At 70.0% G+C, this 15,140-nt stretch carries 20 protein-coding genes; 11 read left to right on the top strand and 9 right to left on the bottom strand.

Features of this window, described 5'->3' with window-relative positions; all coding sequences use genetic code 11:
- Nucleotides 1-39 precede the first annotated feature (39 nt).
- Together ACWCRD_RS08795 and ACWCRD_RS08790 are read right to left on the bottom strand one after the other, a co-directional pair.
- Nucleotides 40-2,391, bottom strand: coding sequence for an outer membrane protein assembly factor BamB family protein (locus ACWCRD_RS08795; protein WP_450965217.1), 2,352 nt, complete (start codon nucleotides 2,389-2,391; stop codon nucleotides 40-42).
- A 210-nt stretch (nucleotides 2,392-2,601) separates the two neighbouring features.
- Nucleotides 2,602-3,360 (bottom strand): VOC family protein, encoded by a 759-nt coding sequence (locus ACWCRD_RS08790; protein WP_450965216.1) that lies wholly within the window; start codon nucleotides 3,358-3,360, stop codon nucleotides 2,602-2,604.
- Between the two features lie 123 nt (nucleotides 3,361-3,483).
- Between ACWCRD_RS08790 and ACWCRD_RS08785 the strand changes: the two genes are divergently transcribed.
- Nucleotides 3,484-4,131, top strand: a complete 648-nt coding sequence (locus tag ACWCRD_RS08785) for a TetR family transcriptional regulator (RefSeq protein ID WP_450965215.1) — start codon at nucleotides 3,484-3,486, stop codon at nucleotides 4,129-4,131.
- A gap of 135 nt (nucleotides 4,132-4,266) precedes the next feature.
- On the opposite strand, the gene ACWCRD_RS08780 is transcribed toward ACWCRD_RS08785, so the two are convergent.
- Nucleotides 4,267-4,719 (bottom strand): Lrp/AsnC family transcriptional regulator, encoded by a 453-nt coding sequence (locus ACWCRD_RS08780; protein ID WP_450965214.1) that lies wholly within the window; start codon nucleotides 4,717-4,719, stop codon nucleotides 4,267-4,269.
- 82 nt (nucleotides 4,720-4,801) lie between these two features.
- On the opposite strand from ACWCRD_RS08780, the gene ACWCRD_RS08775 reads away from it, so the two are divergent.
- Together ACWCRD_RS08775 and ACWCRD_RS08770 are read left to right on the top strand one after the other, a co-directional pair.
- Nucleotides 4,802-5,419 (top strand): LysE family translocator, encoded by a 618-nt coding sequence (locus tag ACWCRD_RS08775; RefSeq protein WP_450965213.1) that lies wholly within the window; start codon nucleotides 4,802-4,804, stop codon nucleotides 5,417-5,419.
- Between the two features lie 67 nt (nucleotides 5,420-5,486).
- Complete coding sequence (locus ACWCRD_RS08770) at nucleotides 5,487-5,795, top strand: hypothetical protein (protein ID WP_450965212.1); 309 nt, start codon at nucleotides 5,487-5,489, stop codon at nucleotides 5,793-5,795.
- On the opposite strand, the gene ACWCRD_RS08765 is transcribed toward ACWCRD_RS08770, so the two are convergent.
- A complete protein-coding gene (locus ACWCRD_RS08765) occupies nucleotides 5,776-6,246 on the bottom strand; it encodes a nitroreductase family deazaflavin-dependent oxidoreductase (RefSeq protein WP_450965211.1) in 471 nt (156 codons plus the stop codon). The two genes, ACWCRD_RS08770 and ACWCRD_RS08765, sit on opposite strands and share 20 nt — an antisense overlap.
- Nucleotides 6,243-7,433: an acyl-CoA dehydrogenase family protein gene (locus ACWCRD_RS08760; RefSeq protein WP_450965210.1), complete on the bottom strand. Its 1,191-nt coding sequence runs from the start codon at nucleotides 7,431-7,433 to the stop codon at nucleotides 6,243-6,245. Before ACWCRD_RS08760 ends, ACWCRD_RS08765 begins: the two co-directional genes overlap by 4 nt.
- An 80-nt stretch (nucleotides 7,434-7,513) precedes the next feature.
- On the opposite strand from ACWCRD_RS08760, the gene ACWCRD_RS08755 reads away from it, so the two are divergent.
- Nucleotides 7,514-8,683 carry a thiolase C-terminal domain-containing protein gene (locus ACWCRD_RS08755; protein ID WP_450965209.1) on the top strand — a complete coding sequence of 390 codons (1,170 nt, stop codon included), beginning with the start codon at nucleotides 7,514-7,516 and terminating at the stop codon, nucleotides 8,681-8,683.
- A 13-nt stretch (nucleotides 8,684-8,696) separates the two neighbouring features.
- Here ACWCRD_RS08755 and ACWCRD_RS08750 read toward each other — a convergent pair whose 3' ends face one another.
- Nucleotides 8,697-9,044 carry a DUF1330 domain-containing protein gene (locus ACWCRD_RS08750; protein WP_450965208.1) on the bottom strand — a complete coding sequence of 116 codons (348 nt, stop codon included), beginning with the start codon at nucleotides 9,042-9,044 and terminating at the stop codon, nucleotides 8,697-8,699.
- Between the two features lie 226 nt (nucleotides 9,045-9,270).
- Here ACWCRD_RS08750 and ACWCRD_RS08745 point away from each other — a divergent pair, with 226 nt between their 5' ends.
- From ACWCRD_RS08745 to ACWCRD_RS08730, 4 genes are read left to right on the top strand one after another with little or no spacing between them, the layout of a single operon-like run.
- Entirely contained in the window at nucleotides 9,271-9,603 is a 333-nt protein-coding gene (locus tag ACWCRD_RS08745; protein WP_450965207.1) for a type VII secretion target, read from the top strand.
- A complete protein-coding gene (locus tag ACWCRD_RS08740) occupies nucleotides 9,600-10,721 on the top strand; it encodes a WXG100-like domain-containing protein (RefSeq protein WP_450965206.1) in 1,122 nt (373 codons plus the stop codon). Before ACWCRD_RS08745 ends, ACWCRD_RS08740 begins: the two co-directional genes overlap by 4 nt.
- Before the next feature lie 2 nt (nucleotides 10,722-10,723).
- Nucleotides 10,724-10,966 (top strand): hypothetical protein, encoded by a 243-nt coding sequence (locus ACWCRD_RS08735; RefSeq protein WP_450965205.1) that lies wholly within the window; start codon nucleotides 10,724-10,726, stop codon nucleotides 10,964-10,966.
- 2 nt (nucleotides 10,967-10,968) lie between these two features.
- Nucleotides 10,969-11,235 (top strand): hypothetical protein, encoded by a 267-nt coding sequence (locus tag ACWCRD_RS08730; protein WP_450965204.1) that lies wholly within the window; start codon nucleotides 10,969-10,971, stop codon nucleotides 11,233-11,235.
- Between the two features lie 377 nt (nucleotides 11,236-11,612).
- On the opposite strand, the gene ACWCRD_RS08725 is transcribed toward ACWCRD_RS08730, so the two are convergent.
- Nucleotides 11,613-12,041: an ATP-binding protein gene (locus tag ACWCRD_RS08725; RefSeq protein WP_450965203.1), complete on the bottom strand. Its 429-nt coding sequence runs from the start codon at nucleotides 12,039-12,041 to the stop codon at nucleotides 11,613-11,615.
- 188 nt (nucleotides 12,042-12,229) lie between these two features.
- Here ACWCRD_RS08725 and ACWCRD_RS08720 point away from each other — a divergent pair, with 188 nt between their 5' ends.
- The 3 genes from ACWCRD_RS08720 to ACWCRD_RS08710 are packed head-to-tail and all read left to right on the top strand — an operon-like array spanning nucleotide 12,230 to nucleotide 13,994.
- On the top strand, nucleotides 12,230-13,099 hold the full coding sequence (locus ACWCRD_RS08720; RefSeq protein WP_450965202.1) for a helix-turn-helix domain-containing protein: 870 nt from the start codon (nucleotides 12,230-12,232) through the stop codon (nucleotides 13,097-13,099).
- Nucleotides 13,096-13,281, top strand: a complete 186-nt coding sequence (locus tag ACWCRD_RS08715; RefSeq protein ID WP_450965201.1) for a DUF397 domain-containing protein — start codon at nucleotides 13,096-13,098, stop codon at nucleotides 13,279-13,281. The genes ACWCRD_RS08720 and ACWCRD_RS08715 overlap by 4 nt, the downstream gene beginning before the upstream one ends.
- Before the next feature lie 47 nt (nucleotides 13,282-13,328).
- Complete coding sequence (locus ACWCRD_RS08710) at nucleotides 13,329-13,994, top strand: pyridoxine/pyridoxamine 5'-phosphate oxidase (protein WP_450965200.1); 666 nt, start codon at nucleotides 13,329-13,331, stop codon at nucleotides 13,992-13,994.
- On the opposite strand, the gene ACWCRD_RS08705 is transcribed toward ACWCRD_RS08710, so the two are convergent.
- Together ACWCRD_RS08705 and ACWCRD_RS08700 are read right to left on the bottom strand one after the other, a co-directional pair.
- A complete protein-coding gene (locus tag ACWCRD_RS08705; RefSeq protein WP_450965199.1) occupies nucleotides 13,946-14,239 on the bottom strand; it encodes a type II toxin-antitoxin system Phd/YefM family antitoxin in 294 nt (97 codons plus the stop codon). The two genes, ACWCRD_RS08710 and ACWCRD_RS08705, sit on opposite strands and share 49 nt — an antisense overlap.
- A complete protein-coding gene (locus ACWCRD_RS08700) occupies nucleotides 14,236-15,108 on the bottom strand; it encodes a GNAT family N-acetyltransferase (RefSeq protein ID WP_450965198.1) in 873 nt (290 codons plus the stop codon). The genes ACWCRD_RS08705 and ACWCRD_RS08700 overlap by 4 nt, the downstream gene beginning before the upstream one ends.
- Nucleotides 15,109-15,140 lie beyond the last annotated feature (32 nt).

The raw sequence follows: 15,140 nt of genomic DNA, 5'->3' as shown, positions 1-15,140 counted from the left end.
CCCTTCCGTGACACCGGTACGACGGCCGTCACCCGCAGCTCAGGCGGGCCGGGCGGTCCCCGTCCCCTTCTCCGCGTCCAGCGCGTACACGCAGCGGTCCTTGCTGCACGCGTACACCACGCCGTCCTTGACGACCGGGGAGCCGGTGATCTCGCCGCCGGTGGCGAGTTTCCAGCGCAGCCGCCCGTCGTCGGCCTTCAGGGTGTAGAGCAGGTGGTCCGTGGAGCCGAAGTGGATGCGGCCCTCCGCCACCGCGGGGGCACCCACGATGTCGCCGCCCGCCTGGAAGCGCCACTTGGGGGTGCCGGTGACCGCGTCCAGGGTGTACAGCCCCTTGCCGCTGCCCACGTGGACGTGCCCGGCCGCCACCAGAACGGGGTCGATCGACGCCCGGGACTCGGTGGCGATGCGCCAGCGGTCGCGGCCGTCGGTGGCGTCGAGGGCGTAGACCGTGCCGAGGTAGTCGACCAGGTAGATGCCGCCGCCGGCGACCGCGGGGCCGGGCGCGAAGGTGGGCGGGCACAGGAAGACCGCGGGGGCCTCGAAGTGCCACTTCACATGGCCGCTCGCCACGTTGATCGCCAGGACCCGGGTGCCGGCGCAGACGTACACGTATCCGTCCGGGGCCTGCGTCACCCGTACCGGCACGCCGCCGCAGGAGGCCGCGTCGCCGATCGGGTAGGACCAGCGCTCCTCGCCCGAGCGGGTGACCAGGGCGCGCAGCCGGGCATCCTGCCAGACGTAGACCGTGCCGTCGTGGGCGGCGGGCCCGGCCTCGGGGGACTCGAAGTCGGTCTGCGCCCCGGTCAGTTCCCACAGCTTCTGGCCGTCCGAGGCGTCCCAGACCTGGACTCCACCGCCGCGGGTGCCGGTGACGACCGTGCCCCGGTCGGGCTTGAGGGAGTACACCCAGGCGTCCGTGGACAGCCGCCACAGGTCGGCGCCCTCGCGGCAGTCCAGGGCGAACAGCGTCGGCCCGTCGGAGGCGTGGATACGGCCGTCGGCGACCGCCATCGACCAGGCCACGTCCCGCGTCTTGAAGCGCCGCCGGCCGGTCGCCACGTCCAGGGCGTGCACCTCGAAGGAGGTGACGTAGACGAGGCCGTCGGAGACCGAGGGGGTGCCCCACACATCGTTCGACATGCGGAAACGCCAGGGGCGCCAGCCTGCCGCGGCCTCCGGCGGCGCGGGCAGCGACGTGGGTACGACGGGGTCCGCGCCGTTGACCCCGGGGCGCGGCTTGGACCAGGAGGCGGCCAGGGCGGCCTCCGGAGGAGGTGCCTTCACGGCGGCGGCACGGACGTCGGAGACCCGCGGCCCCGGCCCGATGGGCACCTGGGCGCCGGCCAGCCGGACGGGGCCGGTGTCGGGGGCGCCGACGGACACGGGGGGCCCCGGTACGACGGGGTCGTGCGAGGGCGGGGGCGGCACGGGGGCGGGGCGGGCACCGCCGCCGCTGCGGCCGGCGCCGCCCTGGCCCGGCTTCGCCGCGGGGCGGCCGTTGCGGCGCGCCTCGATCAGGCTCACCGCACGCTCGGGCAGCCAGGCCGAGGCCGTACCGCTGTCGTCGGTGCCGGAGCCGAAGAGGTGGGGGGCCAGCTGGGCCTGGAGGTCGGCCGGGTTGGGGCGGTTCGTCGCCTCCATCTGCATACAGGACTCGATGAGCGGGCGCAGCTCGTCCGGGAGCCCCTCCAGGTCCGGGCCCTCCCGCAGCAGCATGAAGACCGTCTCGACCGGGTTGGCGCCGTGGAAGGGCGGGTGTCCGGTGGCCGCGAAGACGAGCATCGAGCCGAGTGAGAAGACGTCGCTCGCTCCGGTCACGGACCGCGAGTCCTTCGCCTGCTCCGGCGACATATAGGCGGGCGTACCGACCGCCACGTTCGTCATCGTCAAACGCGTGTTCGAGACACCGGAGGCGATACCGAAGTCGATCACCCGGGGGCCGTCCTCGACGACGAGGACGTTCGAGGGCTTCAGGTCCCGGTGCACCAGACCGGCGCCGTGGATCGACTGCAGCGCCTCGGCCACACCCGCCGCCAGCCAGCGCACCGCCTGGGCCGGGAGCGGCCCGCACTCGTTCACTATCTCTTCGAGGGAGGGCGCGGGCACGTACGCGGTGGCCAGCCACGGCACGGCGGCGCGTGCGTCGGCGTCGACCACGGCCGCCGTGTAGAAGCCGGAGACCGCCCGGGCGGCCTCGACCTCGCGCGAGAAGCGGACGCGGAACAGCTGGTCCTCGGCGAGCTCCGTACGGACCGTCTTGATCGCCACGCGCCGGCCGGACGCCGAGCGGGCGAGATAGACCAGCCCCATGCCGCCGGCACCGAGCCGCCCCAGCACCTCGAACGGACCGATACGCCGCGGATCGTGCTGTGTCAGCTGATCCACCACTTGCCTGCCACCTCCCCGTACGGGCCGCGCCGGCCACATCTCCACGCGACCCCGTGCAGCGTCTCACCACCGCACCGCCATGGCGGCACGCACCCTGATTCTTCCTGTCCCGGGCACTGGTTGCGAACCCGGGACCGAGTCGGGATGCCTCACCCCAAAACGGTACGTTTCACCGCACGATCTGTTTCAGTCGGTCTATTTCAGCAGTTTTCAGTCGGTCTGCTGCCGTCGTTCCTTCGGTCGTTCCAGCACCGCGAACGACGCCCCCTGATTGTCGGTGACGACGGCCACCCTTCCGTACGACGTCTCGAATACTGGCGCCCAGATCCGGCCCCCGAGACGGCTCACCGTCCCGAGTGCCTCGTCACAGTCCGCTACGCCGAAGTGCACCAGGAAGTGGGGCGGCATCTCGGCCGGGAAGACCTCCGAGACGGCCGCCCGCCCGAAGTCGGGTCTGGCCTCCGGCCCGAACAGGGCGTCGTGGAAGAGATCACCGTAGAAGGTGTTGGCGACCTCCACGTCCCGTGCGTACAGCTCGGCCCACGCGAAGGTGCCCGGTTCGTGCCGCCTGCCGAAGCCGGGGTGGCTGCCCGGCTCCCAGAGGCCGAAGACGGCGCCCTCGGGGTCGGTGACCAGTGCGGCCGTGCCCAGCTCCGCGAGCGGCGTGGGCGCCGTGACGACCTGCCCGCCGGCCGCCCAGATCCGGTCGGCCAGCGCCTCGGCGTCCGGCGTCGCGAAATACACGCTCCACACGGTCGGCAGCCGCCCGTCCGCCTTGCGTGCGAGCGCGGCGACCGGCTCCCCCTCCTTACGCGCCCACACGAAGCCGCCGGACACCTCCGGCCGGTCCTCGAAGGTCCACCCGAAGAGCTCGCCGTAGAACCGCTTGCCCGCCTCCACATCGGGAAGCTGCGCGTCCACCCAGCACGGGACGCCCTCTCCGTACGCGGATGCCCTGTTTTCGGCCATACCGCCAAACTAACGGCGACTCACGCACCCCGCAGGACCAGGCACACCAGCCTCCGCCCTCTCGTGCACCCCATTTGCAGTCGGCCGAATCGCGCTCCCATCACCCCTCGGTAAGCTGACGACATGACAGGACAAGTGCGTACCGTCGACGGCCGCGTGGCCGGCCGGCGTGGGCAGGCGACCCGGCAGAAGCTGCTCGACTGCCTCAGCGAGATGCTCAGCTCCTCCCCTTACCGGGACGTCAAAGTCATCGATGTCGCCCGGAAAGCGGGGACTTCGCCCGCGACCTTCTACCAGTACTTCCCGGACGTCGAGGGCGCCGTCCTGGAGATCGCCGAGCAAATGGCCACCGAGGGCGGCCAGTTGACCGCCCTCCTCGAGGGCCGCTCCTGGGTCGGCAAGGCCGGCTGGCAGACCGCGCAGGAACTCGTGGACGGTTTCCTCGAGTTCTGGCGCAAGAACGACGCGATCCTGCGCGTCGTCGACCTCGGTGCGGCCGAGGGCGACAAACGCTTCTACAAGATCCGCATGAAGATCCTCAACTCGGTGAACAACTCCCTCGCCGACTCGATCGCCGAACTGCAGTCCAAGGGAAGGATCGACAAGGACGTGAACCCGGCGGCGGTCGCCGGTTCACTGGTCGCGATGCTCGCGGCGGTCGCCTCGCACCAGAAAGGATTCCAGACCTGGGGCGTCAAGCAGGCCGAACTCAAGCCGAATCTGGCGCTGTTGGTACACCTGGGCGTGACCGGCAAGAAGCCGACGAAATAGATCTCGCCACGGATCTCTTCACAGATCTCTTCTTCGAGTCTCTTTTCCGAGTCTCTTTCCCGAGTCTCTCTTTCGAGGCCCAAGTCCTGTCTGGCAGGCGGTGGCTCACCCGGCGGTGAGCCGCCGCCTGCTGCGCTATGCGGGCAGCGGACGGTCCCGCACCACATGCTTCATCACCAGCGTCGACGTCAGCCGCTGCACTCCCGGCAGCGTCGCCAGCCGATCGTCGTACAGCCGCTGGAAGGCGGCGAGGTCGGCGGTGGCCACCCGCAGCAGATAGTCGGGCTCACCGAACAGCCGCTGCGCATCCAGGACATGGGGAATGTCCGCGAGCGCCCGCTCGAACCCGGCGACCGTGTCCCGGTCCTCCTGCCGCATGGACACGAAGACCAGCGCCTCGAAGGTCAGCCCCACCGCAGCCGGCTCCACCACCGCCCGGTACCCGCTGATCGCCCCCGACCGCTCCAGTTCCCGCAGCCGCCGGTGACACGGCGAGACACTCAGCCGCACCCGCCCGGCCAGCTCGGTCACGGTCAGCCGCCCGTCCTGCTGCAGCTCGGCAAGGATTTTCCGATCAACGTCGTCCATGGAGTAGATCCTTCCATGAAACGGGGGCATGTGAGCAAAATCCGGGAACACCTTCGGCGCATTCAAGCCTAATGTCGCTCGCATGAACACCGGACTGCTGCTTTCCTTCCTCGCCCTCGACCTTCTGCTGGTGTGCGTGCCGGGCGCCGACTGGGCGTACGCGATCTCGGCCGGACTGCGCGGGCGTTCCGTCGGGTGGGCGGTGGGCGGTCTGGTCGCCGGGTACGCACTGCACACGGCGCTGGCGGTGGCGGGACTCGCGGTACTGGTGGCGGGCGAACCACGGCTGCTGACCGCGCTGACGGTCGCGGGTGCCGGATATCTGGTGTGGCTGGGGTGGGGGGTGCTGCGGCGGCCGGGTGTTCCGGGCGCGGCGGAGGAGCCCGCCGCGGCCTCCGACGCCCGCGTCTTCCTCCGCGGTGCGACGATCAGCGGCCTGAACCCCAAGGGGCTGCTGCTGTACCTCTCCCTGCTGCCCCAGTTCCTGACCACCCACGGCGGTCTGCCGGTCCCCGTCCAGACCGCCACCCTCGGCCTGCTCCACATGGCGTGCTGCGCCGCCGTCTACCTCACGGTCGGCCTGGGAGCACGGGCGGTGCTCGGCGCACGGCCGTCCGCGGCCCGAGCGGTGACGCGGACCTCGGGGGCGGCGATGTTGGGGATCGGGGCGGTTTTGCTGGTGCAGCGGTTGGCGCTGTAGGTCATTGAACACTCGGCGCCCGGTTTACGTACGTATGTGCACGTACTCCGCGAAAGGAGAGGCGATCATGAACCTCCTGAAGCGAGCGGCCGTTGCTGTGGCCTCGGCCGCGCTCGTGGCAGGCACGGCGGGCATCGTCGCGGGGCCTGCGTTCGCGACCGGGCAGCCGGGCAAGACCTGCGGTGATCCCGGCGCGACCAGCTCCCCCGGAAACGCCTCAAGCGCCCGCGGCTCGGCCTTCAACGAAGACCCTGGTGGCATCGCCGGCAGCATGTACGCCGGTAACGGCCCGGGCTCCACACTGCACTCTGGCAGCGGCAACGCGATCTCCCAGTACGACGTCGCCTGCTACCAGGTCACCCAGCACGCCTCGTGACCCTGAACACCCGTATCTCCCGCTCCACCCGAGCCTGATACGTCGCATACGGCGGCCAGAAGGCCAACAGCGCCTTCCAGGCCGCCGTCCTCTCCTCACCCTCCAGCAGCCGGGCCGTGACCGGGATGTCCTGGCCCTTCCAGCTGATCTCGGCCTCGGGATGGGCAAGGAGGTTGTGGGTCCAGGCCGGATGGTCGGTGCGGCCGAAGTTGGAGCCGATCAGGAGCCAGCCGCCCTCCTCCGGCATACAGGCCAGGGGCGTACGACGTGGAAGGCCGCTCCGCGCACCCGTGGACGTAAGGATCACGCCGGGCAGCATCTGCGCGCTGAGCAGGTACTTTCCGCGGGTCAGGCGGTGTACGGCCTTGTCGAGCGGCGGCACGACGTGCGGTGCCACTTTCGCGAAGCCCCTCGTCGAGGACACCTTCTGCACCAGCCGTTCGCCGATCACACCGCCACCTCGCGACCCTGCTCGAAGAGATGCGCCGCGTCGGCGGCGTGCGCCCGCAGCCGGTGTACCGGCCCGAACAGCAGCTCGTCGCCCGCGGCGCGCTTGAAGTACAGATGCGCCTCGTGCTCCCAGGTGAAACCGATGCCGCCGTGCAACTGGATCCCTTCGGCGGCGGCACCGCGCAGCGCCTCCAGCGCCTGCGCGAGGGCGAGCCCGCCCACCCGCTCACCGTGGGCGGCGGCCCAGGCGGCGTAGTAGGCGGCCGAGCGCGCCGCCTGGACCTGGACGTACACGTCGGCCAGCCGGTGCTTCACGGCCTGGAAGGAGCCGATCGCCCGGCCGAACTGCTCGCGTTGTTTCACGTATTCGACGGTCCGTTCCAGTGCGTGGTCGGCGGCCCCCACGGCTTCGCAGGCGAGCACGGCGGCGGCCGTGTCACCCACCGCGGAGAGAGTGTCGAGGGCAGCGCTCCCGTCTTCCGCGCCCAGCAAGGCGGCTTCCACGTCCCGTAGTTGGACACGTGCCTGCGGACGGGTCGCGTCGAGTGCGGTCTGGCGTATGCGTACGAGCCCGGCCGCGTCCCCCGTCACGAGGAAGAGGAGGGTGCGCGCGCGGGCGAAGCCGCCGGTGTGGGCGGCGACCACCAGGAGCTGCGCACTGTGGCCGTCCAGTACCTGGTCGACCTGTCCGTACAGCCGCCAGCCGTCGCCCGCCCGCCGGGCCTGGACGCCCCCCGCGCGTCCGCCCCCCGCCCAGTCGCCGTCGCCCGTGCCGGTGAGGGCGAGGGCGGTGGCGAGGGCGGCGCCCGGCACGGCGAGGGCGGCCGTGAGGGTGCCGTCGGCGATGCGGGGCAGCAGGGCGGCGCGCTGGGTGTCGGTGCCGAGGGCGAGGATCAGGGGTGCGGCGAGCACACAGGTCGCGAGGAGCGGGGAGGGGGCAAGGGCCCTGCCCGACTCCTCGGCCGCCAGGGCGAGTTCGGTCGGCGAGCAGCCGATTCCGCCGTACGCCTCCGGGAGGGCGAGTCCGGGCAGGCCGAGCTGGTCGGCGAGAGCGGTCCACAGAGCCGGGTCGTGTCCGGCGGGGGTGTCGAGGGCGGCGCGCAGTTCCGCGGGGCCGCAGCGTTTGCGGAGCAGTTCGCGCAGGGTGCGGCGGATCCCGTCCTGCTCGGCCGTGAAGCCGGCGTCCATGGCTACCCCTTCCCTCCAGATCTGACGGTCCGTCATATTAGGAGGGCCGGAGCAAGATGCACAGGGGGAGGAGACCTCTCATGACGGGCGGGACCCGCAAGGTGGCCGTGGTCGGCGTGGCCCTCTCCGACTGCGGCCGTGTGGACGACGTGACCCCGTACACCCTGCACGCCCAGGCGGCCCGCCGCGCACTGGCGGACGCAGGTCTGGACCGGTCGGTGGTGGACGGCTTCGCATCCGCCGGCCTGGGCACCCTCGCGCCCGTCGAGGTGGCCGAGTACCTGGGTCTGCGCCCCACCTGGGTCGACTCCACGGCGGTGGGGGGTTCGACCTGGGAGGTGATGGCGGCCCATGCGGCGGACGCGATAGCGGCGGGCCACGCGAACGCGGTCCTGCTGGCGTACGGCTCGACGGCCCGCGCGGACATCAAGGCGGGCCGCCGCACGGGCAACCTCTCCTTCGGCGCACGTGGCCCCCTCCAGTTCGAAGTCCCCTACGGTCACACTCTGATCGCCAAGTACGCGATGGCGGCCCGCCGCCACATGATCGAACACGGCACGACCATCGAGCAGTTGGCGTCCGTCGCCGTACAGGCGAGGGCGAATGCCACGCTGAACCCGGACGCGATGTTCCGCACCCCGATCACCGTGGACGAGGTCCTCTCCGGCCCCATGATCGCGGACCCCTTCACCAAGCTGCACTGCTGCATACGTTCCGACGGCGGGGCGGCGGTGCTGCTGGCCGCCGAGGAGTACGTACGGGACTGCCGTACGGCTCCGGTGTGGGTGCTCGGCACGGGGGAGCACGTCAGCCATGCGGCGATGTCGGAGTGGGCGGACTTCACGGTGTCACCGGCGGCGGTGAGCGGACGGCTGGCGTTCGAGCGGGCCGGGGTCGGGCCTTCGGAGATGGACTTCGCACAGATCTATGACGCGTTCACCTACATGACGCTGGTGACGCTCGAGGATCTCGGGTTCTGCGGGAAGGGGGAGGGCGGGGCGTTCGTGGAGAAGGGGCGGTTGAGGGTCGAGGGCGGGGAGCTGCCGGTGAACACCGACGGCGGCGGGCTGTCGGCCCAACACCCCGGGATGCGGGGGTTGTTCCTGCTGGTGGAGGCGGTGCGGCAGCTGCGGGGAGAGGCGGGGGCGCGGCAAGTGCGGGCGTCGGACGGGGAGTTGCCGCGCCTTGGGGTGGCCTCCGGCACCGGGGGTTGGTTCTGCTCCTCCGGGACGGTGGTGCTGGGCAGGTGATCGGCGGCGAGGGCTACTCGGCGGGCAGGGCCTCGCGCATCGCGCGCGCCGTGGAGGCGGGGTCGTAGCCCTCGGGAACGCCATCGACGAGGATGATGTCGCCGTCGATGTGCCGCGAGCGCAGCGGAGCGATCTCCTGGTACGCCGGTGAGTCCCACCAGGCCCGCGCCTCGGTGATCCCGGGAAAACCGATCACCACGACGTGCCCGGGCCAGCTGCCCTCCTTCACCTCGTGCTGCGTGCCGTGCACCAGGAAACGGCCGCCGTAGGGCTCGAAGGTGCCGGAGACGCGCTCGATGTACTCGGCGATCTCCGGGTGCGGGGCGGCTTCCTGGAGGTGGGCTATGGCGTAGGCGGTCATGGTGTGTTGCCGTCCTTCCGGTCGGTCGGGGTCCGTATGCCGACGATCGTGGCAGGGCCGGCGTGGTGGGGTCGATGACCTGAGAGGTAAGCGGCCAAGGGCGCGTCATGATCGCGTCTTGATCCCGCAAACAGGCCTTTTGATCCCGCAAACACTTCTTCCCGGCGGATCACTGCCTCCGGTACTGCTGGTGTCTGTCTATGCATTCGACGACGGGGGATCGGAAATGAGCCAGTTCGGTGTCGACCCCGACACACTGGACGAGCTTGCCGGGAAGTTCGACAGGGAGGCGAAGGACCTGGCGAAGCCGATCGACGGCTTCGCGGCGACCGCGTCCCAGATCGGCGAGGCCTTCGGCCTGCTCGGCGCCTGCGACGGTGCGGCGCAGAAGTACCAGACGCTGCTGACCAGCACCCTCAAGGCGCTCGGGCAGCTGCCCGGTGTTTTCACCAGCGACGGCGACCGGCTGCGTCTCAACGCCACCAACTACAAGGCCTCGGACCAGACCGCCGTGGAGCACCTGCGTGCGGCGACTCAGCCGGCGGGAGGCCCGGCATGAGCATCAACAGCTGGATCGACGGCAAGGTTCTGGACATCCTGCAGGCCTGCGGGGTGGAGCTCCCTGGCGGCAACGGCGACACGCTCCGCACGATCGCCGGTGCCTGGGACGCCATGGGCAAGGAGCTGACAGAGGTCGCGCACGCCCTCGACGTGCAAATCCAGGGCGTCGACAAGCAGGGCTGGCACGGCGAGGCCCGCGATGCCTTCGAGAAGCACTGGGCGGAGCAGAAGCGCGTCATCGACGACATGGCGCACAACTTCCACCAGGTGGCCGACGGGCTGCGGGCGTACGCCGACGAGATCGACAAGATCAACGAGGAGATCATCGACATCTGCGTCGAGATCGCGGAGATGGAGGTGGCCGGCGCGGCGCTGTCCTTCTTCACCGGTTTCCTCTCCGACCTCGTCGCGAACACGGCGGTGGCCACGCGGGTCGCGAAGATCGTGGACCTGGTGAAGTTGTTCAGCTCGGCGGCGGAGAAGGTGGCGGGGCTGCTGGAGCGGTTCGGGAAACTCAGCGAGGAAGGGGCGGCAAAGCTGGCGAAGGTGGCCGAGTTCGCCGCGAAGTTCCTCAAGAAGGGCGCCGAAAGCTTCGTCACGAACTTCGTGGCGGACTCGGGCAGCATGATGGTCAACCAGGCCGTCAACGGCCAGCCCGTGACCGTCGGAGACGACCTCGCCGGCGGCGCTTGGGCCGCCGGCGGAACAGCCGTCTTCACCGGGGGCGGCGCGGCGCTCGCGGACACAGCCGGACTGACCGGGGCAGCAGGCAACATCCTGAGGGGAGACGGCCTGCTCGGCACCACCGTCAACGGAGCAGCGGGCAACGTGGCCGGTGGGCTCACGGCTGACATCGCCCACAACCAGGATGCCTCGACGATGGGCCAGGACGCCCTCACGAACGCCGCAACCGGTGCCTTCGGGAACGCCCAGAACCACGGCCTCAACCATGCCTTGGAGCAGCACGGGAGCCTCGGCGGCAAGAACCTCAGTGACCGGGGCGAACTGGCCGACAGCGCGTTCAAGAACACCGTGGGAACCACCTTGAACACGGGCGTTTACGCTGCCGGCTCCGGCATCGAGGCGGACGTCCAGGACCTGGCGAAGGACGAGTGAACATGGTCGGCGACGTGAGACTTGCGGCCACGTGGACCCCCAACCCGAACCACCCCGCCACCTGGACCGGCTTCTTCTGGGCGCTCCTCGGGGTTGCCGGGTGCCTGATCGCCGTCATGGGCGCCGCTTTGACCATTGCTCTCTGGAACGTCAGCGATCAGAAGAAGGTGGGCAACTACGTTCTCGGGCCGGTGATCCTCGTGATCGGGCTTGCCATCGCCGGCTGGGGCTTCGGACTGTGGTGACAGTGCAGGATGGGCTCGGCGACCTGCTCCTGGCAGGGGTCGCGCACAACAACCCGAACTACGACCCCGGCTGGAAGGGCTTCTTCGCGGCGCTGGTCGTGCTTGCTGGGGGCGCGCTGGTCCTCACGGGTGTGATCGTGGGCCTCACTGAGTGGCGTAGTGCCGAGCGACCGCGTGAACGGAGCCTTTGGCGCGTGCTTCTCGCCACGACAGGGTGCTTCGGGGGCGTGGGGCTTGCGATCATCGCTCTCGGTGTGTGGCTGTCCTGAGCGGATGGTCGCGACAGTCTCCCCGGAAGCCCTCATTTCCGCAGGTCACAGGCGCAGACGGTGAGACTCTGAGCCCACGTGACGGATCGGCCTCGCCTCAACATCTCCCTACATAGGGACGTACTACGTCGTCCGCGGCTTCCCAGCGTGAGCCCCACGGGCGGGCAGGGATCTGCCAGCAATCGTCCTCTTGCGGAAACGGCAGGCGGTGGCCGGCCGCGCGGGAGCGTCTGGCCCAGCGGCGCCAGCGGGCGTCGTGGGGGTTCGGGAGCCGCCAGACGTAGGGGTCCGGTGCGCGTGGCTCCTGCGTGAGGTTCCAGTCGTCCGGCAGGGGGCGGCTGTTCGCGCGTGGTCGAGTGAGCAGGCGGGTGGCGTACTCATAAAGCCGCCGGGACATGGCCTGTCCTCTCCGGCCGCTCCGGGAGCATGAACCTCGCCCACACGCACTTCGTGTGTGGCAGTTGCGCGTGGCCCCAGCCGTGGGCCAGCAGCCGCACCAGGGCGAGCCCGCGCCCGCACTCCGCCTCCGGACCCGGATCGCGCGGTTCGGGAAACCGGTCCCGGTCGGGGTCCTGGACCTCCAGGAAGAGGTACGGCTCCCGAAGCGTGAGCGTGACCTTCACCTGGGCGTGGGTCACCTGGCAGTGGGCCACAGCGTTGGTCACGAGCTCGTTCGCGGAGAGGGTGACGTCGTCAGCGAGTTCGTCCGTGATTCCCCAGTCCGCGAGCGTCTTGCGGACGCGTTGGCGCGCGGCGGGGACATGCCTTCTGCGCTTGGGGATGCGGAAGGTTTCGGTTTCGGGCATGGGGGTGCCGTACCTCCTGACGTGCCGTCAAGATGCGCTCCGTCGCGGCGCCTTCATGAAGCTACGGGTGCGTTCGCCGCTTGTGCAACCACACCAACTGAATACATTCAGTCGTTAGCTCAATCGAGTGAAGAACTCTCGCAATGACGTTCTGTGTGGCATCGTTGCCGCAGGAGAGGGGAGGTCCCATGCCCGCAGGTGGACGACCGACAGTTCGCAGCAGGCGCTTGGGGACGGCGCTCAGGCAGTACCGCCAAGCCGCCAAGCTCGACCAGCCGAAAGCCGCCGAGATCATCGCGGCAAGTCAGGCAAGGGTCAGCCGGCTTGAGAGTGGTCACGTCACCGCGCGGGTCATCGAAGTGCGGTTGCTGCTGGACGCGTATGGAGTCAAGGACCCCGAAGTCCGGCACAAACTGGAGGAGTTGGCCAAGCACTCAAGGAACCGGGGCTGGTGGCTCGAACACGCCGAGCACCTCCGGCCGGACTACGTCGATCACATCGCGTTGGAGGATGACGCAACCTACATCCGTGAATGGCAGCCAGTGATGATGCCAGGGCTTCTGCAAACTCCGGCCTACGCGGAGGCGGTTATCGCCCACGGCCCCAACTACATGGAGCCGGAACGGGCCGCCCAGCTGGTGAAGGTCCGAGTGGGTAGGCAAGCGAAGATCGAAGAGGGTGGTGCCTCGTACACGGCGATCCTCTGGGAACCGGTCCTTGCGCAACCGCTGGTGAACGTCGAGATTCACCGCGAACAGCTGTCCGCGATCCTGGAGATCGGCAAGCGGAAGAACGTCACTGTCCAAGTGCTGCCGCTCAGCGCGGGCATCCTGGCTGGTTACTCCTCCGCCTTCTACTCCTTCAGCTTCGACGAGGAGCCGACCGTCGAAGCGGTCGCCATGGACAACCTGCGAGGCACGTCCGTCCTTGAGGGGGCCGAGGACCTTGCTGCTTACGCCAATGCGTTCGACCTACTACGATCGTCAGCGTTGACGCCGGACGCGAGCGCGAAGCTCATCCGGGGCGTACTGCGGAGCTTGAAGGAAGACACGTCGTGACCGAGGTCGTAAGCGCCTTCTGGAAGTCGTCTTACTCGGGACAGGAGAACGCCTGCGTCGAGGTCGCCGACACCGCCCCCGGCGGCCGAGCCGTCCGCGACAGCAAGCAGCCGCACGGCCCCCTCCTCACCGTCTCCCCCGAGAGCTGGCAGGCCTTCCTCCGACAGTTCGGCCAGGTCTGACCACAGCGGATGCGCCGAGCAAGCGACCCGCGGTCGATACTCGACCCATGGGAACAGATCTTCACGAGCTGCTGAGGTCGCTGCGGGTGTGGGACCCGGAGGTCACGGAGCTACGCCCCTTCGACCCTGCGGCCGCCCCGGCCGAACCGTTGCCCCTCTTCACGGCGTGGTTCGCGGACGCGGTGGCGGCGGGACAGCGGGAGCCGCACACCATGTCCCTGGCCACCTCGGACGCCGACGGCCACCCGGACGTCCGGATCGTCATGCTGCACGGCGCGGACGCCGACGGCTGGTCCTTCGCGACGCATGCGACGAGCCGCAAGGGCAGGCAGCTGGCAGCACGGCCGTATGCGGCCCTCGCCTTCTACTGGCCGGTGCTGGGCCGCCAGGTCCGAATCCGCGGGCCGGTCACGGCAGCCCCGGCCCAGGAGTCGCAGGGCGACCTGCACGCCCGCTCGACCGGCGCACTCGCCGCAGCCCTCACCGGCCGTCAGAGTGAAATCCTGGGCTCTGCGGAGGAGTTGGCGCGGGCGTCCGAGGCCGCCTGGGAACGGGCCCAGCAGGATCCCGACGCTCCGGTGCCGTCCTGGACCCTGTACCGCCTCCGCCCGGACGAGGTGGAGTTCTTCCAGGGGGACGAGCGCAGACGGCACGTAAGGCTGAACTACCGCCGTAAGGACGGTGGTTGGGCCAAGGAGCTGCTGTGGCCGTGAGCGTCCCCCGCCCCCGGCCCGAAGAACTCGTCCGCCTCGGCACGCATCTGTACGTAGTCCACTCGCGGAAGCCTCCGATGCCTGGCCACCAGTTCGTCCGCACTCAGCCTGCTTCGCCGCGCCGTCGGACGCAGTTCGGCGACCTCCATGCCGTTGCGCGTGATGCGGTACGTCTCACCGGCCTCGACAGCGGCCATGACCGCGGTGACGTTGTTCCGCAACTCGCTCTGCGTGATCGTCTTCATGCCGACGCCTTGAAGTCGTACACCCCGAAGTCCGCCACCGCCCGATACCCGATCCGCTGGTACAGCGCGTTGCTGGTCGGATTGGCAAGGTCCGTGAACAGCAGCACCTCGGCCGCGCCCGCCGCGAGTGCGGCGCGGCTCACCTCGGCCGTGACCGCCCCGGCGTATCCACGGCCGCGCAGGTGCGCCGGGGTGTAGACGGGAGCGACCCGGATCTGTCCGGCGACCATCGGTGTCAGTCCGGCCATGGAGAGCGGGGTGCCGTCGGTGTCCTCCCAGAACGTCGTCCCGCCGTAGGAGATGCGCGCATCGGCCCAGCCCTCCGCCCGCCCCTGCTCTCTCTCATCCTCACCGATGGCCGCCACGAACTCGCCGTACCAGGTGATCAGTTGCTCCCGATCCGCCGCGCCGGCGACCCTCGGCCGTCCCTGAGGCACCGGCTGCGGCACCGTCAGTGTGCCGAGCCGGTACAGCCGCTGCCGCTGGTGCAGCGTCGCCTTCGCGCCGGTGTGCTCCTCCCAGGCCCGGGCCAGGGCGTCGATGGTGGAGCGCTCCCCGTTGACGCCGGGCACCGGGCGGCCCAGGCCCGCCAGGTGGATGGCGAGGGAGTCGGTCTCCTCGGGGGTGAGGGGCGTGACGTTGAGCGGGTAGGGAGGGGTGCGGAAGTAGGCGGCGCGGATCATTCCCGCCGACTCCAGGACGCCGAAATAGGGCGTCTCGGAGCCGTATTGGCCCGCTCCATGCCTCCGTAGCCCCTCGGTCACCGTCAGCGGGACGGTGTGCAGGGCGGGGCGGGAGCGGAGGAAATCCCCGGCGCGTGCGAGGAAGGCGTCCAGGTCGTCGATGAAGTGCCAGTCTTCGGGCCGCATGCTTCATGGTTCCGCACGACGTGAGCCCGGCG

Source organism: Streptomyces sp. NPDC002092 (assembly GCF_053593775.1).
This window is presented reverse-complemented; position numbering and strand designations above follow the sequence as displayed.

What these genes read in the sequence shown, in the direction of transcription:
- ACWCRD_RS08790 (WP_450965216.1), bottom strand. Translation starts at nt 3,360, where the DNA reads ATGGCCGAAAACAGGGCATCCGCGTACGGAGAGGGCGTCCCGTGCTGG.
- ACWCRD_RS08785 (WP_450965215.1), top strand. Translation starts at nt 3,484, where the DNA reads ATGACAGGACAAGTGCGTACCGTCGACGGCCGCGTGGCCGGCCGGCGT.
- ACWCRD_RS08780 (WP_450965214.1), bottom strand. Translation starts at nt 4,719, where the DNA reads ATGGACGACGTTGATCGGAAAATCCTTGCCGAGCTGCAGCAGGACGGG.
- ACWCRD_RS08775 (WP_450965213.1), top strand. Translation starts at nt 4,802, where the DNA reads ATGAACACCGGACTGCTGCTTTCCTTCCTCGCCCTCGACCTTCTGCTG.
- ACWCRD_RS08770 (WP_450965212.1), top strand. Translation starts at nt 5,487, where the DNA reads ATGAACCTCCTGAAGCGAGCGGCCGTTGCTGTGGCCTCGGCCGCGCTC.
- ACWCRD_RS08760 (WP_450965210.1), bottom strand. Translation starts at nt 7,433, where the DNA reads ATGGACGCCGGCTTCACGGCCGAGCAGGACGGGATCCGCCGCACCCTG.
- ACWCRD_RS08755 (WP_450965209.1), top strand. Translation starts at nt 7,514, where the DNA reads ATGACGGGCGGGACCCGCAAGGTGGCCGTGGTCGGCGTGGCCCTCTCC.
- ACWCRD_RS08750 (WP_450965208.1), bottom strand. Translation starts at nt 9,044, where the DNA reads ATGACCGCCTACGCCATAGCCCACCTCCAGGAAGCCGCCCCGCACCCG.
- ACWCRD_RS08745 (WP_450965207.1), top strand. Translation starts at nt 9,271, where the DNA reads ATGAGCCAGTTCGGTGTCGACCCCGACACACTGGACGAGCTTGCCGGG.
- ACWCRD_RS08740 (WP_450965206.1), top strand. Translation starts at nt 9,600, where the DNA reads ATGAGCATCAACAGCTGGATCGACGGCAAGGTTCTGGACATCCTGCAG.
- ACWCRD_RS08735 (WP_450965205.1), top strand. Translation starts at nt 10,724, where the DNA reads ATGGTCGGCGACGTGAGACTTGCGGCCACGTGGACCCCCAACCCGAAC.
- ACWCRD_RS08725 (WP_450965203.1), bottom strand. Translation starts at nt 12,041, where the DNA reads ATGCCCGAAACCGAAACCTTCCGCATCCCCAAGCGCAGAAGGCATGTC.
- ACWCRD_RS08720 (WP_450965202.1), top strand. Translation starts at nt 12,230, where the DNA reads ATGCCCGCAGGTGGACGACCGACAGTTCGCAGCAGGCGCTTGGGGACG.
- ACWCRD_RS08710 (WP_450965200.1), top strand. Translation starts at nt 13,329, where the DNA reads ATGGGAACAGATCTTCACGAGCTGCTGAGGTCGCTGCGGGTGTGGGAC.
- ACWCRD_RS08705 (WP_450965199.1), bottom strand. Translation starts at nt 14,239, where the DNA reads ATGAAGACGATCACGCAGAGCGAGTTGCGGAACAACGTCACCGCGGTC.
- ACWCRD_RS08700 (WP_450965198.1), bottom strand. Translation starts at nt 15,108, where the DNA reads ATGCGGCCCGAAGACTGGCACTTCATCGACGACCTGGACGCCTTCCTC.